The sequence below is a fragment of the Massilia atriviolacea genome (assembly GCF_003953935.1).
Taxonomy (GTDB): Bacteria; Pseudomonadota; Gammaproteobacteria; order Burkholderiales; family Burkholderiaceae_D; genus Telluria_A; species Telluria_A atriviolacea.
The window spans coordinates 81,682-106,930 of the sequence record NZ_RXLQ01000014.1; the positions used below are offsets into that span (position 1 = coordinate 81,682).

The 25,249-nt window shown below is 69.3% G+C and carries 11 protein-coding genes; 9 read left to right on the forward strand and 2 right to left on the reverse strand.

Going from position 1 to position 25,249, the window contains the following annotated elements:
- The first annotated feature begins 45 nt into the window (after nucleotides 1-45).
- Both ybiA and EJB06_RS23545 read left to right on the forward strand, forming a co-directional pair.
- The gene (ybiA, locus tag EJB06_RS23540) at nucleotides 46-489 is read left to right on the forward strand and encodes a riboflavin biosynthesis intermediates N-glycosidase (RefSeq protein ID WP_126076462.1); all 444 of its coding nucleotides are present in this window, start codon (nucleotides 46-48) and stop codon (nucleotides 487-489) included.
- A gap of 158 nt (nucleotides 490-647) precedes the next feature.
- Entirely contained in the window at nucleotides 648-1,121 is a 474-nt protein-coding gene (locus EJB06_RS23545; RefSeq protein WP_126076463.1) for a DUF6623 family protein, read from the forward strand.
- 8 nt (nucleotides 1,122-1,129) lie between these two features.
- Here EJB06_RS23545 and EJB06_RS23550 read toward each other — a convergent pair whose 3' ends face one another.
- The gene (locus EJB06_RS23550) at nucleotides 1,130-3,403 is read right to left on the reverse strand and encodes a hypothetical protein (RefSeq protein ID WP_126076464.1); all 2,274 of its coding nucleotides are present in this window, start codon (nucleotides 3,401-3,403) and stop codon (nucleotides 1,130-1,132) included.
- Nucleotides 3,404-3,405: 2 nt separating this feature from the next.
- Nucleotides 3,406-4,191: a hypothetical protein gene (locus tag EJB06_RS23555; protein ID WP_126076465.1), complete on the reverse strand. Its 786-nt coding sequence runs from the start codon at nucleotides 4,189-4,191 to the stop codon at nucleotides 3,406-3,408.
- A 1,074-nt stretch (nucleotides 4,192-5,265) separates the two neighbouring features.
- Here EJB06_RS23555 and EJB06_RS23560 point away from each other — a divergent pair.
- The 7 genes from EJB06_RS23560 (at nucleotide 5,266) to EJB06_RS23590 (ending at nucleotide 24,923) form a co-directional block, all read left to right on the forward strand.
- Nucleotides 5,266-6,624: a heparinase II/III domain-containing protein gene (locus tag EJB06_RS23560; RefSeq protein WP_164558013.1), complete on the forward strand. Its 1,359-nt coding sequence runs from the start codon at nucleotides 5,266-5,268 to the stop codon at nucleotides 6,622-6,624.
- 275 nt (nucleotides 6,625-6,899) lie between these two features.
- Nucleotides 6,900-18,599 carry an Ig-like domain-containing protein gene (locus tag EJB06_RS23565; protein ID WP_164558014.1) on the forward strand — a complete coding sequence of 3,900 codons (11,700 nt, stop codon included), beginning with the start codon at nucleotides 6,900-6,902 and terminating at the stop codon, nucleotides 18,597-18,599.
- A 51-nt stretch (nucleotides 18,600-18,650) separates the two neighbouring features.
- Complete coding sequence (locus EJB06_RS23570; RefSeq protein ID WP_164558015.1) at nucleotides 18,651-20,162, forward strand: TolC family protein; 1,512 nt, start codon at nucleotides 18,651-18,653, stop codon at nucleotides 20,160-20,162.
- Nucleotides 20,159-20,917 carry an efflux RND transporter periplasmic adaptor subunit gene (locus EJB06_RS23575; protein WP_126076469.1) on the forward strand — a complete coding sequence of 253 codons (759 nt, stop codon included), beginning with the start codon at nucleotides 20,159-20,161 and terminating at the stop codon, nucleotides 20,915-20,917. The genes EJB06_RS23570 and EJB06_RS23575 overlap by 4 nt, the downstream gene beginning before the upstream one ends.
- Nucleotides 20,907-22,259 carry an HlyD family efflux transporter periplasmic adaptor subunit gene (locus tag EJB06_RS23580; protein WP_126076470.1) on the forward strand — a complete coding sequence of 451 codons (1,353 nt, stop codon included), beginning with the start codon at nucleotides 20,907-20,909 and terminating at the stop codon, nucleotides 22,257-22,259. Before EJB06_RS23575 ends, EJB06_RS23580 begins: the two co-directional genes overlap by 11 nt.
- A 1-nt stretch (nucleotide 22,260) precedes the next feature.
- Entirely contained in the window at nucleotides 22,261-24,366 is a 2,106-nt protein-coding gene (locus tag EJB06_RS23585) for a site-2 protease family protein (RefSeq protein WP_126076471.1), read from the forward strand.
- A 179-nt stretch (nucleotides 24,367-24,545) separates the two neighbouring features.
- The gene (locus EJB06_RS23590) at nucleotides 24,546-24,923 is read left to right on the forward strand and encodes a carboxymuconolactone decarboxylase family protein (protein WP_126076472.1); all 378 of its coding nucleotides are present in this window, start codon (nucleotides 24,546-24,548) and stop codon (nucleotides 24,921-24,923) included.
- Nucleotides 24,924-25,249: the final 326 nt, after the last annotated feature.

The window sequence follows — 25,249 nt, forward strand, 5'->3', positions numbered from 1 at the left end:
CAGCGATTATAATATCGATCCAATAACATTTCTTTCGACCGGGCGATGGCCAAGGATATTTACTTTTTCGGCAGGGAGGGGCGCTACGCGGCCTTGTCCAACTTTGCCGGCAGTCCGTTCTCGCTCGACGGCCACGCCTGGCGCACGATGGAGCATTATTTCCAGGCCATGAAATTCGAGGGCAGTGCGCAGTTCCAGCGCATCCTCGGCTGCGGCTCGCCCAAGCAGGCCAAGGACCTCGGCCAGAGCCGCGCCACGCCGATCCGGCGCGACTGGGACGAGGTGAAAGAAAGCATCATGCTGCGCGGCCTGCGCCAGAAGTTCCAGGATCCCGCCCTGCGCGCGCTGCTGCTCGGCACCGGCAAGAAACGCCTGGTCGAAGACTCGCCTTACGACAGTTACTGGGGCATCGGCCCGAACGGCAAGGGCCGGAACCGCCTGGGCGAGTTGCTGATGCAGTTGCGCGAGGAGCTTGCAGGCGGCGCCTGAATGCCGTGCGGCACGCCACGCCGGCGCTGTGCGGGCGCAGGCGGCGCGCTGACACCGGCCAAACAATGCCCTCATCGCGTCCCTTACGCTGGGGCCAGGTCCAGGTGACGCTGCGTGCGTTCCTGCCTGTCCCCTAAAACGGCGATGAGGAGAATGACATGGCAAAGCAAGCAATGTGGGTTCCGGGCTACGTGGCCCAGGTCGAAATTCCCGGCAATACGCGTTTGCGTCTGGTCAATGGCGTGCCCTGGACCGATGTGACAGGGTTGCGCGTCGGCTCCGGCGCCATCTTCCGTGGCGCGGCCAACCAGAGCAACTGGTTTCACTTCGCCATTCCCACGCCGGTGATCACGGACGACAAGCGGGTGACCCTGGACCGCGTGTTCGTCCTGTATAACGCCAGCCCCGGCGCGCGCATCGAAGCGGCCCATATCTGGGACGGGCCGAACCGCATCCGCAACTACGACAACTTGTCCCTGACCGGCAACCATGGCGGCGGCATCGATGGATCCAACAACTGGGCCGGCGGCGGCGGTCCGGTGTTCTGGGGCATCGGCGTATCGATACTGCTGCGTTTCATCACCGAGTCCAACATCCACTTCACCACCGCCGGTGGCGACTTCACGTCATAAGCGCCTGGTCAATAGTAGTACCTGGTGGCCTTGGTCCATTTGCTGGCCGGATAGTACTTGTGCGCGACTTCGTACGCCTCGCGCGAGTAGCGTGCGCGCAGTTGCTGCGCTTCCGGCACGTCGGTGCCGTAGGGGCACTCCATGCGCGTCGAGGCCACCAGGAAATGCAGCGCTTTCGGCGCTTCTTCATCGGCCGGCCTGGTGCGCGCCCATGCCAGCAGGGTGGGCGCGAGAAATTCCGTGCGCAGGGGCAGGCGCAGCAGCGCATCCTGCTCCTTGACCGCGTCGAGCGTCTGCTGCGCGCTCAGGAAGCGCGGGGCCGGCGCGCCCTGGCGCTCCATCCCGGCCGAATCGCCCCACTCCTTGCGGCAACCCCAGTAGCGTTTTTTCTCGTCCTTGTCGAACAGCGCCGGGTGCAGTTCCGGCGTGTTGACCAGGATCAGCGCGCCGGCCAGCTTGCGCTCGGCGCCGCTCTGCGCCTTGCGGTAGCGCTGGTACAGATGCGCGGTGCTCTTGCGCGGCCTGGCGACGGCGTCGAGCAAGCCCAGCGCCGTTTCCTCGTCGCCCGCGATCAGGGCGCGCGCCAGCATGCTTTCTTCCAGCCTGGCTTGAAAGGCCGGCGGCAGCAGCGGGTGCGCGCGCAGTACCTTCAGCCTGGCCATCGGCAGATGGCGCCACACGGCGACCTCGAAATCGTCATCGGTCGCGCTCTCGCCCGTCCTGGCCGCGGGCGCGTCGATTGCCTCGCCGCGCTCGAGCGGGTCGATGCGGCGCGGCGCCGCCCGCAGGAAGTCGTCCAGCGTGCCGGCCGAGATCATCTTGAGCGCCAGGAAGCGGTTGCTGGTGGCCACCGACATCTGCTTGCCCTGGCTCGCCAGCAGGCGGTCGAGGTCCTTGTCGGCGCGCTCGCCTTGCTGCTCGGCCAGCGCCAGGCGCGCCAGGTGGTACTGCACAGTCTGGTACAGCGGATGCCCGGCCGGCACGGCGGCGGCGGCGCTGCGCTCGGCCGTGCTCAGCTCGTTCGCCCGTGCCAGGCTGAGCAGCGGCGCCAGCCAGAGCGCGTCGCCCTGCTTGAGCCAGCTTTTGCGCAGGGTCTCGAGCGCGCCCACGCGCTGGGCCTGCAACAGCAGGCTGCGTTCGGACGCCCATTGTTCCAGCACCGCATCGGCTTGCATGCTGGCGATCCACACCGTCAGCGGTTCCTGCGCGGCCATGGTCACGCTGCGCGGCAGTTTGTCCATCAGCACCAGGTAGTCGCTCAGCATGCGCGCCGTGTCGGGTCCGAAAGGATCGTTGTCGAGCGCGCGCGCCAGGCTCGCCAGGCGCGCCGCAGGGTCCAGGCGGGCCTCGGCCAGGGTCGCCATCTGCCTGGCCGGCGCCGATGTCTGCGCCAATGCATCGAGTTCCTTTTTCGCCTGCGCCAGCGCATCGAGACGTGCGCGCGCCGGTGGCTGCTCGCCCAGCGGGAAGTCCAGCGTGGCCTTGCGGATCAGCGTGCGCGCGGCAAGGTAGGGCGCGAGCGCGTGCCAGGGCGAGGCCGCGTCGCGCGCAATGTCGAGGAACTGCGTGCGCGCCTGGTCGAAGTGGCGCGCGTAGAAATGGGCGGCGGCGCTCTGGTAGGCGTGGTCCTGGCGCAGCCAGGCGGGGGCGTCGGCCGGCAGCGGCGGCGGCAGCTTGACCACCCGTTTCGGCACCGGCTTGTCCCACTCGTGGCGCGGCTCCTCGCAGTTGGCGAACACCGCATCCTGGCCTTGCAGCCACAGCTTGAACCAGGGGTCCGGCTTGCCGGCGGGGGCGAGCGCGGCGCGCGCCGCCATGGTGAGGCCGGCTTGCCTGAACGCATCCGGATGGCAATTCAGGTACGGGTCGCCCTGGGTGGCGACGGCGTTCACATCGAATTGCGCCACGGACGGCAGCCCCAGTTGCGCCGCCAGCGGGGCGCGCGCGGCCAGCCAGCTGGACGGGCCGGGACTGTCGTCGGTCGCATTGTTCCACTCGCTGGCCGTGCCCACATGCCAGGTATCGATCTTGAGCGCCGCCACCTGCTGTTTGTTCAGCGGCCGTCCGCGCGCCGCCTGGTAGGCCAGGTAGTGATAGAGGCGCCAGTAGCTGCCGGGCACGACGCCCAGCTTACCGGCTGCAAACAGCTCGGCGTTGGCGGGCTGGAATTCGGACGCGAAGCGGCTGGTCCGGTAAAAGTCGTCACCGCTGGCCGAGGCCGGCACGGCGGATAGCCACAGCAGGGCGGAAGCGAGCAGGGAGCAGGTGCGGGATAGACGCATGATTACAGTCTCGATGGAATGGTTGAACGGGGCGTGTCGCGCAAGGCCTGCCAGCGCGCGGCGCTCCAGGCTTGCGGTGAAAAGTAATAGTGGCGGCCTTCGCGCACGGCCATCATGGCTTCGTCGGTGGCAAAGCCGATCGCCGCGCCGCAGCGCGCGCGCGTGAAGCCGCCCTGTTGCAGCAGGCGCGCGCGCAGCGCATGCTGCGCCTGGCCCATGCGGAAGGCCATCGGCACCACTTCGTCGGCGGCGATGTCGTGCAGCCAGTAATCGTCCAGGCACCACGAGGCCAGCGCCGTGACCGACAGCGCGATCGAGGGATCGAGGCGGGCGCGGATGTCGCCGATGGTGCGCGCCAGGAAGGGGCGCTGCGAGCGGCGCACTTCGAAATCGAGCTGCACCACCTGCCTGTTGGCCTGGGCGGCCAGGCGCAGCAGTTCGTCGGCAATGCGCCGGCCCTGGGCCTCGCTCAGCACGGGCGGCTTGCGCCACGACACATCCACATGCAGCACCGGCACGCGCGCCGCGCCGGGCGCCAGCAGCAGCGGGGCGGCGCGGCGGTAGACCTGGGCCTGCCCGCCCTGCAGCAGGACGGTCGCGCCCACATACGCCACGCCCACATCGGCCGGCAGCCAGCGCAGGTCTTCCGGCCGTTCCCATGCCCACACGAGTTCGGCGGGCAGGGCGGCCAGCGCCGGATGGAGCGCGCGCACCGGGCTGGCGCTGCTGTCCATCCTCAAGGTCAGCAGCGCCAGGGAAGCCAACAGAAGCACGAGTAGACGTTGCATGATCGATGAGAGCGGCATGAGGTGGGCCAGATTTTACTCCCAGTCACCCCGACTTGCTCAGGAAGAAACACTCACAGGCAATACGATTGCCAGGCGATCTTAACTTGGTGACAATATGGGTATTTCCGCAATACACTGGCTTGCACCATCGCCTCAGTTCACCCTTTACCACGGAGTCCTGCATGTCCTTCCTTTCGTCCCGCCAGTGTCGTTCCCTGCTCTTGTGCGCCGGTGTCATGAGCGCGCCCGCGTATGCCGATTGGGCCATCGGCACCTCGCTCGCCATGGTGCGCCCGGCGCCCGAGGGCGACCAGGTGCAAGGCCAGAATCCACCCGGATTTACCTGGGCGCAAAAGTTCATCAACGGAAAACCCGCCTCCGGGTATGAGGTGGAAGTGACGGGCGCGGGCGGCAGTACGCGCCGCTTCCAGGTCGCGCGCAACTGGTTGTTGCCCGACGCCGCCTTCGCCCCGGACAGCTACACCTGGCGCGTGCGGGCCAGGGAAGACACGGTATGGACCGATCCGCGCGCGTTCAGGATCGACGCCGCCGCCGCGCTTCCCTTCGTGGTGCCGAACGAAGCGGCCGTGAAGAAAATCATCCGCGCGCGTCCCCCGGTGCGCTCGCTGCCGGGGGAGCTGGCCACCAACCCCTTCCTGGCGCTGCCGGCGGAGCGCATCAAGCTGCGCGCGAGCCTGCAGAATGAAGTCACGTTCAACACCGGCAAGCTGCCCGTCGCGCTCGACGCCAACTGGCCGCACCGCTATTCCAACCCGCGCACGCCCGAGTACGACCTCCAGAGCGCCGCGATCCGCCATGCGATCAACGCGCTGGCGCGCCAGCTCGAAACGGCGGCCCTGCTGTGGCGCGTGCGCAGCACCGACAGCGCGTCCGTGGCCGCAGCCAACCGCGCCGAAGCGATCAAGCGCGGCAACGAACTGGCCGCCCTCGATCCCGAGGGCCCCACCAGTTACGTGAACCAGGACCAGGCCACGCGCCTGATCGCGCTGACCCTGGTCAAGGCGGTCGACCTGCTCGGCGCCGATCTCGATGCCGCCACCCGGGCGCGCTGGCTTGGCTCGGTGGAGCGGCGCAGCGCCGTCATCTACGCCAGCATCTCCGGCAACAACGGCCGGCCAGTATCCCTTCAATTCGCACGGCAGCACCAATTACGGCATGCTGAGCGCCATCGCCACCCTGGCGCTGGACCGCATCCCGGCCGCCGAAACCTGGTTCGACTACGCCTTGCGCGGCTACGCGAACGCGATTTCGCCATGGGGCGGCGCCGACGGCGGTTTTGCCAACGGCACCGCCTATGGCGAATACAGCGCCGCCGGCTATGCCCAGACCTGGCTGCCGATCGCCGCCGCCAGCGGCGTGAACCTGTTCGCCAAGCCGTGGTCGATCAATTTCGCGCAATTCATGGCGCACTTCGATCCGGCCGGCGCGCCCACCCACGTGTTCGGCGACGAGCATGAAATCGCGCCGGTTCCCTACCTGCTCAAGTCGTATGCCCAGCTGGTGCCGTCGCCGGTGGCGGCATGGTATGCGCAAACCCTCGGCGAGCGCGTCAATGCGCTGACCGGCTTGCAGGCGCCGCTCACGGCGCCGGGCAGCATCGTGCCCACGCCGCCGGCGGACGCGGCCCACTACCCGAGCATCGGCTGGGTCGCCATGCACAGCAAGATCACCGATCCGGCCGCCCGGCGCACCTCGGTCTACTTCAAATCGAGTCCCTACGGCTCGTACAATCACAGCCACGCCGACCAGAACAGCCTGGTGATCCACAGCGGCGGGCGCCCCTTGCTGATCGAGGCCGGCAAAGGCGATACCTTCGGGTCGGTGCAGGCGGCGGCCTGGTATCGCCAGACCCGCGCGCACAACGCCGTCACCTACGATGGCGGCCTGGGCCAGAAGCTGGGCGTGAACGACGATCCGCAGTCGCTCGGCTGGAACGGCGCCATTTCCGACTTCCGCACCACCCCCACGCTCGACAGCGCGAGCGGCAGCGCCGCCGCAGCCTACGGCAGCGCCATCGGGTCGGCGGTGCGCCGGGTCTGGTACCTGCGCGGCAAGGACGTGGTGGTCGTGCGCGACAAGCTCAGTTCGGCCGTAGCGCGTATCTTCGAATGGAATATGCATGCTGTCTCGAACATGGACCTGACCGGCGACAGGATGGTCAGGATCGTCAACCAGGACCGGAGCCTGTGCCTGCGTTCGCTCACGCCCGCCGCTTTTGCCCACTTCGACGCCCCGGCGGTCGCGGCCGGGCCGAAGCAGGTGCACGGCGCTTTCCAGACCCTGGCGCCGGCCAGGAGCGCCGAGTTCCTGGTCGTGATCGACATCGGCTGCAACAACCGCGCGCTCGTCCTGGGCGGCAGCCGCGACGCGCCGCTGCTGTCGGTCGATGGCCAGCAGGTGCCGCTGGACTGAGGGCCGCCGCCGGGCCGACTTGCAGAAGTACCTGGGCATTGCCGTGATCGGCACCGATTAAGCGCCGTCCCATGCTGCGATGCAGCGCTATTTTATCGATCTGGCAATACCGTGTGGCGTACGCGACAGTATTGCCTTTTTCGTCGAATCTCCCTCCTGCACGTCGCAAAAACTGCGCTATATTTGCTTCCGTTGACACCCAACAAACCGTGTCCAGATTTTTTGACCGGCCGTCTGCCCGCGTGCACGACCGGTATTTTCTAACGGAAGATCCGATGTCGACGAACCGCAGCTCCGGCCTGAAGCGCCATGTTGAACTGTCCGCCCTCGAACCACGCATGCTGTTCGACGGCGCCGGGATGGTGTCCTGGGATGCGGCCACGGCGGCGCCGCCGCCCGCCGGGGTCGAGGCGCCGGCCGGGCCGGCCCAGATCGTCTTCATCTCGCCCGAAGTGGCCGACCCGGCGCGGATCCGCCAGGCCTTCGGCGCCAGCGCCGACGTGATCGCACTGGCGGCGGGACGCGACGGCATCGACCAGATCAGCGACATCCTCGCCGGCCGCAGCGACATCGGCGCCATCCACCTTGTGTCGCACGGGGCCGACGGCTTCATCGACCTGCCCGGGCAAGCCTTGAGCGGCGCCACGCTCGACGCCCGCGCCGCCCAGGTGGCCGCCTGGGCGCAGGCCTTGACGGCCGAAGCCGACATCCTCGTCTACGGTTGCGATGTCGCCGCCAGCGCACAAGGCGTGGCCCTGGCCGCGCGCCTGGCGCAGCTGACCGGCGCCGACGTGGCCGCGTCCACCAATGCGACAGGCGCCGGCGCCGACTGGACGCTCGAATACAGCAGCGGCGCGATCGCCGCCCCCGCGCTGTTCAGCGACGGCGTGGGCGAGCCGGCCAGCTACGCCAACCGCCTGGCCACGATCAACCTGAGCGGCTCCACCGGCTGGACGACGATCATGAAAGGCCCGGTGCGCGACCCCTTCAACGATACCCAGGCCGGCGCGGCCGACACCGACATCATCGGCGACACCGCCCACGGCTCGCTCTACACCGCCTACGACGACAAGGGCACCGCCAGCACCGGCGACGACACCCTGGTGTTCCGCATGCGGATCGACAATCCGACCAGCGCCACCAGTTTTTCGGGCGTGGCCATCGTCGGCATGGACGCCAACCTCGATGGCCGGGTCGACCTGTTCTTCTCGGTCGACGGCCGCAACAACGGCCAGGCGGTGCGCCTGCTCGATCCGGGCACCGGCGCCAACGTCTCGCCCAACACCACCTCCACCTCGGCCCTGCCGACCGGCTGGCTGCCGAACAACGGCGTGTACGCCTTTACGCCATCGAACTACGCGGTGGTGGCGGTATCGGCGCTGAACGATCCGGACTGGGGACCGGCCGCTGTGCCGGCAGCCGGCAGCAGCAACAGCAACCTGAGCGGCGCCGGCGGCACCGACGTGTTCATCAACTGGCGCGTGCCGATCGCCGACATCGCCACCGTGCTGGCCAAGCCTTCCCTCAGCGACCGCAGCGGCGTGGCCGGCCCGCGCGGGCCGTCCGGCATCGCCAACTACGGCAAGGACACGGTGGTGCAGTACATCAGCTTCACCCAGACCCAGACCGGCCCCATTAACGGCGACTTGAACGGGGTAGGGGCCGCCTACGACAAGAACGCCACCTTCGCCGCGCTGGGCGCGTTCACCTCGCCCATGTCGGCCGCCAATCCGGTGCCGGACGGGCTCTCGATCGCCATCGGCGAACCGGTCGGCGACGGCAAGCTGGCCGGCGCGCCCGGGTCCGCCGAAGCATCGGCGGTCACGCTGTCGGGCAGCACCAAGGCCGGCGTGGGCGCCACCGTCAGCCTGACCATCACCGACAGCGCCGCCGGGTCGACCAACGCCAGCGCCACCGTGATCGCGGGCACGGGCGGACTCAATACCTGGAGCGTCGCCAACGTCAACCTCGCCGGCCTGGCGGAAGGCACGCTGACCGTGAATGCCTCGGTCACCGAAAACGGCAGCACCGTGACCGATACGGCCACCGTGCTGCTCGATAAGACCGCGCCGCTGGTCTCCATCGACCAGCTGGCCACCACTCCCGCCGGCACGCCCACCCTGGGCGGCACGGCCGACCTGCCCGACGGCGCGGTGGTGAGCCTGACGCTCGACCCGGACAACAACCCCGGCACCGCCAATGTGCTGTACCAGGTGGTGGTGGCCGGCGGCGCCTGGACCCTGAACACCGCGACCGCCACGCCGGCGTCGGGCAGCCTGCCGCCGGGCGGCTTGACTGCGACCACCAGGATCACCGCTTCGGCCACCGACGCCGCCGGCAACCTGGCCAGCGCGGTGGCCCTGAACCGGCCCACCGTCACCAGCCAGAGCACCGGTTCGACCAGTCCAACCATCGGCGGCAGCTGGACCAACGTGGCGGGCGACGCGCTCACCGTCAAGCTGTATGAAAACGACGGCGTGACCCTGCTGGCCACCTACAACCTGGCGCCGGCCGGGAACACCTGGAGCGTCGACCTGGCCAGCGCCATCAAGGTCGGCGGCGGCACGCTGGGTGCGCTCGCGCCCGACCAGACCTACCAGATCGTGGCCCAAGTCACGCGCGGCGGCGCCACCGTGGCCGATACCACCAGCGCCGAACTGGTCATCATCGGCGGGCCGAGCATCGACATCATCGACAACGACGGTCCCAACGACGACAACGTCACGGTCACCGTGCCCAAGCCGGCCTTCACCGGCACCTCGTCGGTGCCGAACGGCTTCATCACCCTGACCATCGACCCGGCCGGCAACGGCACGGCCGACCGCATCACCTATTCGGTGCCGACCGACGGCAGCGGCAACTGGAGCCTCGATACCGCCGGCAGCGCACAACCGGTGGCCGGTTCGATGCCGGTGGCCGGCCTGTCGGGCAGCGCGGTGGTGACGGCCAGCACGCCGCCCGACGCCAGCGGGCAAAGTGCCAGCAACACGCAAAACCTGAGCGTGGTCATCCCGGGCATCACCATCGGCACCTCGGCGAACGACCTGACCGGCATCGAAACCACGATTGCCAGCGGCGGCAGCCTGGCCAACATCATCCTCGGCGACGGCATCTTCAACATCGCCGAAGACGATTCGGTGATCGTCAGCGGCACCACCACCAACGTGGCGCAGGGCACCCAGGTAGTCATCAGGATATCGGACGGCACGCTCGAATACACCAAGACCGCCACGGTGGCGGCCAACGGCAGCTATACCCTGTCCTCGTCCGGCGCCGGCACGGCCAACGACGGCAACGCCTTCAATCTGCAGGGACTGAACAGCGCGGGCCTGACCGTGACCGCGACGGTGCTCGGCACCAGCGCGACCAAGAGCGTCATCCACGACAAGATCGCGCCGCAGATCATCCTGACCACGCCATCGATCATCAAGACCAGCAACCCTGTCGTCACCGGCAACGCCAATCTGCCGGCCGGCACGGTCATCTCGCTGGTCACCGACTATCCGCAGAGCGGGCTGACCGCCACCGTGGACGCCAATGGCGACTTTACGACTACGCTCGGCTTGAGCGGCAACGGCACGGTGAAGGTCACCGCATCCTCCGGCGCCACCGACACGGCCGGCAACAAGGTGGCCAACGCCGAACAGACGGTGGCCTACCAGACGCCCAACACCAATCCGCCGGTGGTCACGATTACGAGCATTACCGGCACCGGCGCCGGCGACACGACGATTGGCAGCGGCGACATCATCGGCGGCGTGACCATCGGCGGCACGTTTGCCAATACCAAGACCACGGCCAGCGGCAGCCTGACCCTGTCGATCACCGATGGCGTAAACACCAAGACCAATCTCGATGCCGGCGTGACCCTGACCCGCAACGTCAACGGCACCTGGAGCGCCGTGCTGACCGAAGCGGTGATCAAGAGCTTCAACAACGGCACCCTGATCGTCAGGGCGCAACTGACCGATACCGTCGGCGCCGGCGCCGGCACCTTCTACACCGTCAGCGACGTGACCCAGCCGACCCTGTTGCTGGTGAGCGGCACGCCATCGATCTCGATCACCGAGGTGGTCGACGCGAATGGCCTGATCAACGCCACGGAAGACGACAGCGTCGTCATCAAGGGGCGCGCGGTGAACAGCGTGGGCGGACAGGTGACGGTCACCATCTCGGACGGCGACAACGCCACCGCCGACCCGAGCGCCACCGCCACCGTGGCCGACGACGGCAGCTGGAGCGTCACCGGCATGAACCTGTCGGCCCTGAACGACGGCACCCTGACGGTGGCGGCGGTGGTCGACCCGGACCGCAATCCGGCCACCGCCAACAACGCCAGCACCAGCACCACCGTCGTCCACGACAAGACGGCGCCGGTGCTCAACATCACCGCCGGGGCCAGCGTGGGCAGCAGCCTGCCGCTGATCACCGGCACCAGCAGCGGCCTTGGCGCCGGCTCCACCGTCACCGTGACCATCGACAGCGACCGCACCGGCGCGGTGGAAGCGACCTACACCACCACCGTGCAGGCCGACGGCAGCTGGCGCGTGCAGTCGGCGATTCCGACCCCGGCCGACAGCATCATCATCGCCACTGCCGCCGACCCGGCCGGCAACGCCGCCAGCGTGGTGGCGACGTCGATCGTGGCGATCAGCCCCGATACCGGCACGCCGGCGGACTTCATCACCAACAACCGCAACCTCTCGTTCAGCGGCAGCGCGGCGCTGGGAGCGACCGTCACCTTGCGCCTGAACGGCGCCGTGATCGGCACGCCGGTGGCCGATCCCGTGACCGGCGTGTGGACCTTCAACTACAGCGGCACCACGCTGGCCAACGGCAGCTACACCCTGACCGCCGCCACCACCGTGGGCGGCAACGGCGCGCTCAGTACCCAGGTGGTGGCGATCGACGCCCGCGCGCTGGCCATTGGCGGCATCGCCAACGACACGGGCGCTGGCGGCGACTTCCTCACCAACGACAGCACGCTGGTCTTCAACGGCACGGCCACCAGCGGCACCATGGTGACCGTGACCCTGTCCGACAGCAGCGGCGCCGAGGTGTTCCGCCAGCTGGCCAGTGCCGCCGGCGGCGCCTGGTCGGTCGACCGTAGCGCGCAAGCGGGCCTGGCCGACGGCAGCTACACCCTGCGCGCGGCCGTCACCGATGCGTCGGGCGTGACCAGTACCGTCAGCCAGGCGATCGTGATCGATACGCGCGCCGACATCGGCATCACCACCAACTACAAGACGGCCGATACCACGCCGGTCCTGCGCGGCACCACCGACATCGAAGCGGAGCGCGCGATCGCGGTCGAGGTGGCCGTCAGCGGCGGCGGCACCTTTACCTACGCCACCACCGTGGCGGCGGACGGCACCTGGAGCGTCGACACCGGCGTGGCCATCCCCTCGGGCAGCGGCGGGCCGGTATCGTTCGCCAACGGCGCCGCGCTGACCGTCACCGCCAGCGGCACCGACCTGGCCGGCAACAGCGCCACCGGCAGCAAGGCCATGGTGGTCGACACGACGGCGCCGGTGATTGCGATTACCACCGAACTCGATTACACCGGCAGCAATACGCCGGACGGCATCCTGGTCGCCAGCGAAGACACCAGCGTGATCCTGCGCGGCACCACCGTCGGCGTGCCCGATGGCGCCACGCTGTCGATCACCATCACCGACGGCGTGACCACGCTGGCCGACAGCGCCACCGTCAACGGCAACGCATGGCAGCTCGCCCCGGCCAACCTGCGCGGGCTGGTCAACGGCACCGTCACCGTCACCGCCACGTACCTCGACGCCGGCGGCACGCCGTACGTGGCCGTGGCCACGGTCCTGCACGACAAGAGCATCGCAGGCGCCAACGCCACCATCGACAGCATCGGCACCGACAGCGCGATCGCGGGCGACTTCATCACCTCCGACAATACGCTGGTGTTCCACGGCAGCGCGGCGCCGGGGGCCGTGGTCAAGCTGGCGATGAGCGGTCCCGGCGCGGGCGGCAACGTCTTTGCCAACGGCTTGACCGTCACCGCCGACGCCGGCGGCGCCTGGCGCTACGACTTCCAGGGCAGCACGCTGGCCGACGGCAGCTACGTCCTGAGCGCGCAGGTCGGCGTGGGCGCGATCGCCACGCAGACGGTGGTGATCGACACGGCGGCGCCGGCAGGTGCCGTGAGCGTGGTCCATCCGCAGGTCACCTCCGACAGCACGCCGCAGATTACCGGCAGCGTCACGCTGGGCGCCGGCGAAACGCTCGCCGTCAGCGTCAACGGAAAAACTTACCTTGCCGGCGATGGCCGCCTGAGCGTCCTTGGCGGCGCCTGGACGCTCCAGATTCCCGATGCCGACGCGCTCACACCGGCCAGCGCCGGCGCCGGTTTCGACGGCGTGTACCAGGTGGTGGCGACCATCCGCGACATTGCCGGCAACGTCTTCACCGACAGCAGCAGCAACGAACTGACCGTGCAGGACCTGATCGCGCCGGCGATCGACCTGGCGCCATCGAACGGCGCCACGCTCGACCGCAGCGTCACCAGCACCAACGGCGGCGCGGTCAGCCTGGACGACGGCGCCGACCCGCTGGCGCTGGTCGAGGCGAGCGACCGGGTGCTCAGGGTCACGCTGACCGTGGGCGGGCTGGCCGACGGCGCCGGCGAAAAGCTGGTCTTCGGCAGCACGGCCGTTGCCGCCGACGGCAGCGACACGGTTGTCACCCGCACCGACGTGCTGGTGGGCGGCGTGCGCGTAAACATCGCGTATTCCGCAGGCGTGTTCTCGCTCCAGCGCTACGATTTTGCCGCCATGAGCGCTGCCGAAGCGCAGGCGGTGGCGCGCGACGTCGTCTACCGCAACGATGCCGTGGCCGTGACGGCAGGCGCACGCACGTTTGCCTTCAGCGCGCGCGACGACGCCGGCAATGCCGCCGCCAGCGCCACGGCCACGGTCAACGTCAGCCTCAACGCCAACGTGCCCGGTCAGACGGTGGCGATTACCTCCGTGACCGACGATGCGGCGCCGCTCACCGGCACGGTCGCCAACGGCGGCGCCACCAACGACAGCGCGCCGGCGCTGGCCGGCACCCTCTCGGCGGGCCTGAACGCCAACGAGGTCGTCGCCATCTACCGCAACGGCGTCAAGGCAGGCAACGCCAGCGTGAACGGCGCCGGCTGGACCTATGCCGACAGCGGCCTGGCCGACGCTGTGACCTACAGCTACACTGCGCAGGTCGAGAACACGCTGGCCGGCACCGCCGGCACGGCGTCCGGCGCGTACGCCATCGTGATCGACACCAGTGCACCGGCGCAGACGCCGGCGATTGTCTCGATGACGCGCGACAGCGGCGTGGCGGGCGACTTCATCACCAGCGACGGCGCTGCCGGGCGCGTCGTCAGCGGCACCTTGTCGGCGCCGCTGGCAGCCGGCGAAGTGCTGGAGATCAGCCACGACGGCGGCACCAACTGGAGCGCCGCCAGCGTCACCAATACCGCCTGGACCAGCACCGACAACGGCGCGCACAACGCCAACTGGACCATTTCCGCGCGCATCACCGACAGCGCCGGCAATGCCGGCCAGGCGGTCAACCGCGCCGTGGTGCTGGCCGGCGCGCCGGCGCAGACGGTGGCGATCGTCTCCGTCACCGACGACGTCGCGCCGCGCACCGGCGCGGTCGCCAACGGCGGCGCCACCAACGACAACGCGCCGGCGCTGGCCGGCACCATCTCCGCTGCGCTGGGCGCGAACGACGTCGTCGGCGTGTACCGCAATGGCGTGCGCCTCGGCGACGCTACCGTCACCGGCACCGGCTGGACCTATGCCGACAGCGGCCTGGCCGACGCTGTGACCTACAGCTACACTGCGCAGGTCGAGAACACGCTGGCCGGCACCGCCGGCACGGCGTCCGGCGCGTACGCCATCGTGATCGACACCAGTGCACCGGCGCAGACGCCGGCGATTGTCTCCATGACGCGCGACAGCGGCGTGGCGGGCGACTTCATCACCAGCGACGGCGCTGCCGGGCGCGTCGTCAGCGGCACCTTGTCGGCACCGCTGGCAGCCGGCGAAGTGCTGGAGATCAGCCACGATGGCGGCACCAACTGGAGCGCCGCCAGCGTCACCAATACCGCCTGGACCAGCACCGACAACGGCGCGCACAACGCCAACTGGACCATTTCCGCGCGCATCACCGACAGCGCCGGCAATGCCGGCCAGGCGGTCAACCGCGCCGTGGTGCTGGCCGGGGCGCCGGCGCAGACGGTGGCGATCGTCTCCGTCACCGACGACGTCGCGCCGCGCACCGGCACGGTCGCCAACGGCGGCGCCACCAACGACAGCGCGCCGGCGCTGGCCGGCACCATTTCCGCTGCGCTGGGCGCGAACGACGTCGTCGGCGTGTACCGCAATGGCGTGCGCCTCGGCGACGCCACCGTCACCGGCACCGGTTGGACCTACGCCGACAGCGGCCTGCTCGACGGCGCCGGCTACAGCTACACCGCGCAGGTGGAAAATACCGTGGCCGGCACGGCCGGCGCCGCATCGGGCGCGTACGCCATCGTCGTCGACACCGGTGCGCCGGCGCAGGCCGTGACGATCGTCTCGATGACGCGCGACACCGGCACTCCCGGCGACTTCGTCACCACCGACGGGGCGGCGGGACGCACCGTGGCCGGCACCCTGGGCAGTCCGCTTGCGGGCGGCGAGGTACTTGAGTTGAGCTTCGACGGCGGTGCAAACTGGGTTAGCGCCACTGTCGACGGCAGCGCCTGGACGGCGATCGACGGCATCGCCCACGGCGCCAACTGGACCATCAGCAGCCGCATCGTCGACGCAGCCGGCAATGCCGGCGGCGCGGCCAGCCAGAACGTGGTGCTGCAAGGAGGCGCCGCAACGACCGTCGCCATCACGGCGGTGACCGACGACGTGGCGCGTGTGACCGGCGTGGTCGCCAGCGGTGGCGTGACCAATGACAGTGCGCCTGCGATTTCCGGCACCTTGTCAGCCTCCCTCGGCGCGAACGAGGTGGTGGCTGTGCTGCGCGACGGCGTCAAGGTCGGCAACGCCAGCGTGAACGGCACCACCTGGAGCTATGCCGACAGCGGCCTGGCCAACGGCACGACGTACAGCTACACGGCGCGCATCGAGAACACCGCCACCCCGTCGGCCGGTACGCCGTCGAACGCGTACGCCATCGCGGTCGATACCGCCGCGCCGGCGCAGGGCGTCGCGATCGCCGCCATGACGCGCGACACCGGCGTGCAAGGCGACTTCGTCACCAGCGATGGCGCGGCGGGGCGCGTGGTCAGCGGCACGCTGACAGCGCCGCTGGACACCGGCGAGGTGCTTGAGATCAGCCATGACGGCGGCGCCACATGGAGCGTCGCCAGCGTGACCGGCAGCGCCTGGTCCGGCACCGACAGCACGGCGCACGGCGGCAACTGGACCATCTCGGCCCGCATCGTCGACAGCGCCGGCAACGTCGGCCCGGTGGTCAGCCGCGAGGTGGTGCTGGCCGGTGCGCCGGCCCAGACGGTGGCCATTACCGCCATCGCCGACGATGTCGCGGCGAATACCGGCACGGTCGCCAACGGCGGCATCACCAACGACAGCGCGCCCGGCGTGAGCGGCACCATCTCGGCCCCGCTGGGCACGAGCGAAGTGCTGGCGGTCTACCGCAACGGTACGCGTCTCGGCAACGCCAGTGTGAGCGGCGGCGCCTGGAGCTTCGCCGACGCCGGCCTGGCTGACGGCGCCACCTACAGCTACACGGCGCAGGTCGAGAACCTGGCCACCACCCTGGCCGGCGCCGCATCCGGCGCCTATGGGCTGACCGTGGACGCCAGCGCACCCGCGCAGGCCGTGGCCATCGTGTCGATGACGCGCGACACCGGCGTGCCAGCCGACTTCATTACCGCCGATGGGGCGGCAGGACGCACCGTCAGCGGCACGCTGTCGTCCGCACTGGGCGGCGGCGAGGTGCTGCAGGTCAGCTTCGACAACGGCGCAAGCTGGGTTGGGGCGAGCGTCAGCGGCACCGGCTGGTCGGCCGTCGATGCGACCGCCCACAGCGCCAACTGGACCATCGCCACCCGCATCGTCGACGCGGCCGGCAATACCGGCGGCGCGGCGACGCGTGCGGTCGAGCTGCAGGCAGCGCCCGTGCAATCGGTCGGCATTGCCAGTATCACCGACGATGCGGCGCCGTCGACGGGCACGGTCGCCAGCGGCGGCACCAGCAACGACACCACGCCGCTGGTCGCCGGCACGCTGGCCGTGGCGCCGGGCCCCAACGAGGTGGTCGCGGTCTTCCGCAATGGCGCGCGCATCGGCAACGCCAGTGTCAGCGGCACCGGATGGACCTACGCCGACAGCGGCCTGGCGGACGGCATCACCTATAGCTATACGGCGCGCGTGGAAAACAGCGTCACCGGCATCAACAGCGAGGCGTCCGGCCCATACAGCATCAGCATCGACCTGGGCGCGCCGGCGCAAAGCGTGATCATTACCGCGATCGCCGACGATGTCGGTCCGGTGACCGGTACGGTAGCCAACGGCGGCGTCACCAACGACAGCGCGCCTGGCCTGGCGGGCTCCCTGTCGGCGGCGCTGGGCGCCAACGAGGTCGTGGCGGTGTACCGCGACGGCGTGCGCATCGGCACCGCCAGCGTGAGCGGCACCGCCTGGAGCTACACCGACAGCGGCCTGGCCGATGGCGCCAGCTATAGCTACACCGCGCGCGTGGAAAACAGCGCGACGTCGCGCGCCGGCGCCGCATCCGGCGCTTACGGCCTGCGCGTCGACACCAGCGCGCCCGGGCAAACGGTCGCCATCGTCGGCATGGAGCGCGATACCGATACCGCCGGCGACTTTGTCACCACCGATGGCGGGGCAGGGCGTACCGTGAGCGGCACCATCTCGGCGCCGCTGGCCGGCGGCGAACTGCTGGAGGTGAGCTTCGATGGCGGCGCGAGCTGGGTGCCGGCGGCCGTCAGCGGCACCGGATGGAACGCGGTCGATAGCGGTGCGCACAGCACCGGCTGGAGCATCGTCACGCGCCTGACCGATGCCGCCGGCAATGTGGGCGGCGCCGGCACGCGCGCCGTGACCTTGAACGATGCCGGCATCGTCTTCACGCCGGACACCTTGCCCGTCACCGAACCGCTGCTGGCCGCCGACGCCAACGCTGCCGGCAGCACCGCGCCGGTGGCCCCGCCCGTCGTTGCCGCTCCCCTGGCGCCGGACGCCGCCCCGGCCGGCGTGCAGGGACCGGCGCCGCTCGACAGCAGCGTGCTGGCGCCCGGCGTGCCGCTGGTCGCCGCCGGCGTTCCCGCTCCGGCGCTGGCGGCCGGACTGCCTGCCACCGGCCTGCCTGGCCAGGACACGGTGCGCGCCAGCGTCATCGAGATCGAAACCGGCGCCAGCGCCAGCGGCAGCACGCGCTTCGGCGAGACCTTCGGCGCGAGCGATATCGGCGCCGGCTTTTCGATCAACGTGCGCCAGGCCGACGGCAGCACGGCCGACAAGGACACGGTGCGGCTGGTCTCGGCGGTGGTGCGCATCGACGATGGGCTGGTGCCGGAACGCGACCGGCTGGCACTGACGGTCTCCTCGCCGAATATCACGTCGGTATTCGACGCCGGCACCGGCACCATGGTGCTCTCCGGCGGCGCCTCGGTGAGCGAATACGAAAAGGTCATCCGGGGCCTGAAGCTGCGCGACGCCGATGGCAGCGACGTCAAGGCCAAGCGCACGATCCGCTTCACCATCAAGTCCGAAGCGGGACAGGTCCAGCAGGGCGCCAAGGAATACCGGGGCCCCGAGGCGCCGCTGGAGGCGGCCCCGCCACGCCCGGGCGGCAGCGCCGACGCGGGCGAACCCGCACGAGCAGGAAAAACCGGTCTGGTGGCCCAGATCGCCAATGCGCAGGCAAGGCAGTCGCAGGGACGCGACCAGTTGCTCGCACTCGCCGCGCGCCAGCGCTGACTCCGGAGAACCGACACCGACATGAAGCCATCCCACCACAGGAATCCATCCATGCTGACCAAACTGATGCCGCTCGCTCTCGCCGCCGCCATGCTGACCGGATGCACGGTCGCCCCGGTCGTCTCCACCGAGGCCGAACGACAGGCGCGCGTGAGCGGCGACCAGCAAGCCATGTTCCGCGACCAGGAGCCGGTCGGCGGCGAGCTCGGTTTTTCCGATGTGCTGGCGCGCGCCTACCAGTACAACCTGGAGAACCGCGTCAAGCTGATGGAAAACGCGCTGCTGAAAAGTCAGCTCGACCTGGGGTTCTACGACATGCTGCCGCGCCTGACCGCGGCCGCCGGCTACACCACCCGCAACAACGACCCTGGCGGCACGGCGATGAACCTGCGCACCGGCGTGATCCAGACCGACGTCTCGGTGGCGCAGGAACGCAACCGCAACACCGACCAGTTGACCTTCTCCTGGAACGCGCTCGATTTCGGCCTGAGCTACGTGCGCGCGCAGCAAAGCGCCAACCAGGCGCTGATCGCCGAGGAACGGCGCCGCAAGACGCTGCAGAACATCACGCAGGAAGTCTACACGGCCTACTGGCGCGCCATGGCGGCGCAGCGCTGGACGGCGGAAATCGACCGCCTGCAAGCGGTGGCCGAAACGGCGCTGGCCGATTCGAAGAAGATCGAGGAGAAGCGCCTGATGCCGCCGCTGCAGGCGTTGATCTATCAGCGTGGCCTGCTCGACATCGTGCAGCAGCTGCGCAGCCGCCGCAACGAACTGGAAAGCGCGCGCATCGAACTGGCGGCGCTGATGAACCTGCGCCCCGGCGTGGCCTTCCGCCTCAAGGACAACGGCGCCGAGCCGGCCATGCCGCCGATGCTGGACATGGCCGCGCTGCCGCGCATGGAAGACTACGCGCTGCTCAATCGCGCCGAACTGCGCGAAGAAGACTACCGCCTGCGCAACAGCGCACTGGAGATGCGCAAGACCATGCTCAGCATCCTGCCCGGCCTGTCGTTCGATACCGGTTTCCAGTACGACTCCAACAAATACCTGTACCACAACAGCTGGTACGAATCGGGCCTGCGCGTCTCGTTCAACCTGTTCAAGGCGTTCTCGCTGCCGGCCGCGCGCCGCCAGCACGAAGCCCAGGTCAAGGTCGACGATACCCGCCGCGCCGCCCTGACCATGGCCGTCATGGCGCAAGTGCGCATCGCCGCCGAGCGCTATCGCCAGTCCATCGAAGAATTCGAGCTGGCGCGCCGGCTCGACGGCATCGACCAGCGCATCAACACCCAGATGAGCAACGCCGTCAAGAGTTCGGCCGAAAACGAGCTCGAAGCGATCCGCGCCCAGGCCAGGGCCGTGCTATCGAGCCTGCAGCGCGCCAATTCGCAGGCGGCGATGCAGGCCGCGCACGCGCGCATGCTCAATTCGATGGGGGTGGACCTGGCGATTCCGGCGCAGGCGTCCAGCCTGGCCGATTTTTCGGCGGGCCTGGACCGCAGCCTGCAACGCTGGAACGTCGACCAGATACTGCGCTCCCCGGAGAGCGCCCGGCCATGATGCGCATGCTTGTGGCATGCGCCATGATGTTGATTCCGCTGCTGGCCCTGGCCCAGACCAAGGCGCCCGCACCCGCAGCGGCGGCGCCCAAGGCGGGCGATCCGATCCGGGTGCTGCTGGTGCCCGAAAACGAAGCGGTCATCTCCAGCCAGATCGCGGCGCGCATCGTGGCCCTGCCGGCGGCGCTGGGCAGCCGCATTCGCAAAGGCGAGATCCTGGTGCGCTTCGACTGCGCCGAGCAGGCCGCGCGCCTGAAGATGAGCGAGTCGGAGCTGGCTTCGGCGCGCGAGACCAACGCCAGCAAGCAGGAACTCAAAAGCTACCGCTCCGCCAGCGAACTCGATGTGCGGCTGGCCGCCAGCGCGGTCGACAAGGCGCAGGCGCAGGTCAACGTGGTCAAGGCGCAGATGGGTTACTGCAGCATCAGCGCGCCCTTCGGCGGACGCCTGGTGCGCCTGCGCGCGCGCGCCCACGAAACCGTGGCCGCCGGCCAGCCGCTGCTCGACCTGATCGACAACAGCGCCTTCCGCTTCCAGCTGCACGTGCCTTCGCGCTGGCTTAGCTGGCTGGGGCAGGGCGCCGCGTTCACCATCATGGTCGACGAAACCGGCAAAAGCTACCCGGCGCGCGTGCGCGTGATTAACGGCCGGGTGGACCCGGCCAGCCGCACGGTCGAACTGACCGGCGCGGTCGAAGGCAAGCACCCGGAACTGATCGCCGGCATGAGCGGCACGGCCCAATTCAATGAACGCTAGCGTGGACGCGCGCGCCGACCTGCTGGCCGGCCTGCTGTCGCTGGCGCGCGACGTCAGCCAGGCCCGCAGTGAAGACCTGGCCGCGTATGCGATCGTCAACCAGACCTTCCAGCTGCTGCCTTACCACCTGGCGCTGCTGTGGCGCCCGGCCGACGTCGGCGGCGGCAGGATCACGCATGCCTCCGGCCTGGCCAAAATCGAAACGGACAGCCCGTTCGTCCTGTGGATGAACGCCCTGGCCGCGCACCGCATCGAACGGATACCGGAAGCGCGAACGCAGCCGGCGATGCTAAGCGCCGCCGACTTTCCGGAGCGGCTGGCTAGCCAGTGGGCCGAATGGCTGCCGGCGCACCTGCTGTGGCTTCCGCTGCCATCGCCGGGCGAGCCGTGGCCGGGTGTCATGTGCCTGGCGCGCGCCACGCCGTTCGACGCGCACGAAGTGGCGCTGCTGCAGGAGGCGGCGATCTTCCACGGACACGCCCTGTGGGGCTGGCAGCGCGAACACCGCAACCTGCGCGCGCGCCTGCGCAAGCGCTGGCGCAGCCGCCGCATGCGCCTCGGCGTGCTGGCCTTGTCGCTGCTGCTGTTGCTGCCCTTGCGCCTGTCGGTGGTGGTCGGCGGCGAAGTGGTGGCGCTGGCGCCGCTGGTGCTGGCCGCGCCGGCCGACGCGCCGATCCGCGAGGTGCTGGTGCGCCCGAACCAGGCGGTCAAGGCCGGCCAGCCGCTGTTCGCGCTGGACGACACCGGCGTGCGCAACCGCCTCGCGGTGGCCGCAAAGTCGCTCGACATCGCCCGCGCCGACTGGCTGCGTTCGAGCCAGAAGGGCTTCAGCGACGAGGGCTCGCGCGCCGACGTGGCCGCGCTGTCGGCGCGCATCGAGGAAAAACAGGCCGAACTGGCCTACCTGGGCGAACTGGTCCAGCGCCTGACGGTCAAGGCGCCGCATGACGGCGTGGTGGTGTTCTCCGACCCGCTCGACCTGGTCGGCAAGCCGGTCGTCACCGGCGAACATATCATGACCCTGGCCGATCCGTTCCGCGTGGCGCTGCAGGCCTGGCTGCCGCCGGCCGAAGCGATCGCGCTGGCGCCGGGTGCGCAAATGAGCCTGTCGCTGCACACGGCGCCACTGTCGTCGGTGCCGGCCACCCTGGACGAGAGTAGCTACGAGACCGAGACCGCGCCCGAAGGCGGCAGCGCCTATCGCCTGCGCGGCCGGTTTGCGGCGCAGCCGCCCCAGCTCGGGATGAAGGGCACGGTGCGCCTATACGGCGAACGCGCGCCGCTGGCTTACCACATGCTGCGCCGGCCGCTGGCGGCCCTGCGCCGGCTGGTCGGCTTCTGAAATGGCGCTGCCCGAATTCCTGCCGCCGCTGCGCGACGACATCGATATCTTCCCCGCCGGCCCGTCGCCCCTCGGCACACCGTCGTGGCGCCTGTACGACCCGCTGCGCAACCGCTTCTTCCAGATCGGCGAGGCCGAATTCCAGATGCTGGCGCACTGGCATCTGGGCAGCAGTGCCGCCGCGCTGGCGGCCCTGCAGGAAGCCATGCCGCTGGCGCCCGACGCGGCCAACCTGGAGGCGCTGCTGCTGTTCCTGCACCGCCACCAGCTGCTGGCGCGGCGCGAACGCACCGCCACGGCGGCGCTGGCCACGCTGGCGCCGCCGCCCACGCGCTGGGGCAGCTGGCTGCTGCATAACTACCTGTTCCTGCGCGTCCCGCTGGCCAATCCCGACCGCTTTTACGGCTGGCTGGCCCCGCGCCTCGCATTCATGTTCCGGCCCGGCTTCTGGATCGTCATCGCAGTGCTTGGTCTGATCGGCCTGGGGCAGGTGATGATGCAGCCGGACCGGTTTTTCGCCACCTTCAGCTACGCCTTCAGCATCGAAGGCGCCTTGTGGATCGCCTTGTCCCTGGCCCTGCTCAAGTCGACCCATGAAGTGGGGCACGGCGTGGCGGCCAAGCGCCAGGGCTTGCGCGTCACGCGCACCGGCGTGGCGCTGCTGGTGCTGTGGCCCGTGCTGTACACCGACGTGAACGACATCTGGAAGCTGTCCGACTGGCGCGCGCGCCTGCAGGTCAGCGTGGCCGGCATTGCCACCGAACTGGTTTTCGCCGTGCTGGCGACCTGGGGCTGGCTGCTGCTGCCCGAAGGGCCGCTGCAAAGCGCGATGTTCATCATTGCCGGTACCGCCTGGGTACTGTCGCTGGCGATCAACCTCAATCCCTTCATGCGCTTCGACGGCTACTATCTGCTGTCGGATTTGCTCGATTATCCGAATTTGCAGGAAGCCGCGTTCGGCGCCGCGCGCTCGGTGCTGCGGCGTCGGATCGGACTGGCCGAGCCGCCCGCGCCGCATGCCGGGCTGCCAGTGTGGGCGCTGGCCGGCTTCGGTTTCGGCACGGCGCTGTACCGGCTGGTGCTGTTCCTGGGGATTGCCTACTTTGTGTTCATCAGTTTTCCGCCGCTGATCGGCGTGCCGCTGGCGGCGGTGGAAATCGGCTGGTTCATCGTCAAGCCGGTGGCTACCGAGATAGCGGCCATGTGGCCGCGCCGCGCCGAAATCACGCGCCGGCGGCGCCGCTGGTACGCAGTGGGGCTGGCCGGCCTGCTGCTGTTGGCCGTGCTGCCCTGGTCGGCGCGGGTCGAGGCGCCGGCCTACCTGACGGTGGCGGCGCGCCAGAACCTGTTCGTGCCGGCCAGCGCGCAGGTGCGTGCGCTGCACGTGCGGAACGGACAGCAGGTCAAGGCCGGCGAGGTCGTGCTCGAACTGGCATCGCCCGAACTGGCCAACCGGCTGGTGACGCTGGAAGCGCGCATCCGCGAAGCGCAGGCGCGCCTGGACAAGGCGGCCACCAACAGCGGCACCTTCGACCAGTCGGAGGTGCTGCAGCAAACGCTGGCCGAGCGCATGGTCGAACGCGACAGCGTGCAGGCCGAGATCGCGCGCCTGACGGTGCGTGCGACCCGCAATGCCGTCGTGCGCGACCTGCCGGCGCACATCGTCGCGGGGCGCTGGCTGCGCATGAACGAAAAGATCGCGACCCTGCTGCCGGCCGATGGCGCATCGCTGCAGGCGGTTGCGTACGTGCGCGAGGCCGACTACCGGCGCGTGCAAAGCGGCGCGCCGGTGCGCTTCTTCCCTGATGGCGATCCGCTCACGGTCATGCGCGGCAGGGTGCGCGCGGTTGGCGTTGCGGCCAGCAGCGTGGCCGCCGAACGGGCGCTGACATCGCTTTCGCACGGCCCGCTGCCGGCGGTGCAGACGCCCGCAGGCGAGCGTTTGCACGGTGCGTTTTACGCGGTCGACGTCAGCATCGAGCCGCAACGGAGTACGCCTGGACGCACGATGACGGGCAGCGTCAGGATCGTCTCGGCAGCGCATAACCCGCTGCTCGACCGCTTGACCGGCATGCTGGCGACCGTCAACGCCTATTTGGGTTTTTAACGCCGCGCCGGAACCGGGCGTGGTGGCGGATCCGCTGAGTGCGCGCCGGGCCAATGGCGGCGTCCGTGGCGATGTCGCGCCGGCCGATACCGAAAAGGTATCACACAAACGGTATTGGACCGTCGCGGCGGGCTGCCTCACAGTGGCGTCATCAACCACTTCAAGGCGAGGAGCACACGATGGAAAACGACCGTTACACGCGCGGCTGGGACAAGCTGCGGGAAATCGATGGCGAGCAGGGCGAACGGGTGATCGCCAGCCTGGCCGGCATCGCGCCCGATTTTGGGCGGCTGCTGATTGAATTCGGCTTTGGCGACATTTATTCGCGTCCGGGCCTCGACCTGCGCTCGCGCGAGATCGCCACCATGGCCGCCTTGTGCGCGCTGGGGACGGCGGCGCCGCAACTGCGGGTGCACATCCACGGCGCCCTGAATGTCGGCTGCACGCGCGAGGAAGTGATCGAGGTGATGATGCAGATGGCTTTGTACGCCGGTTTTCCTGCGGCGCTCAATGGGCTGTTTGCGGCGCGCGAGGTTTTCGCCGAGCGACACATTTAGGCATCCCCGCCGATGTCCACTTCGGTGCCTGTCCCCTTCGGTGCCAGGTCTGACATTCTGTCCACTTCGGTGCCAGGTCTGACATTCGGACACGAACTGTGCTGTGCGTGGACGGAATGTTGTGAATGATGGAAGTGTCTACTTCGGTGCCAGGTCTGACATTCGGACACGAACTGGGCTGTGCGCGGACGGAATGTTGTGGATGATGGAAGAGGCCGTGTCCGAATGTCAGACCTGACACCGGAGTGGACACGGCCTCGTCTCTCACACAGCGTGAGCAGCGTGGCATACATTTGCTTGAACTGCTCGGCGTCGTTGCGCTGACG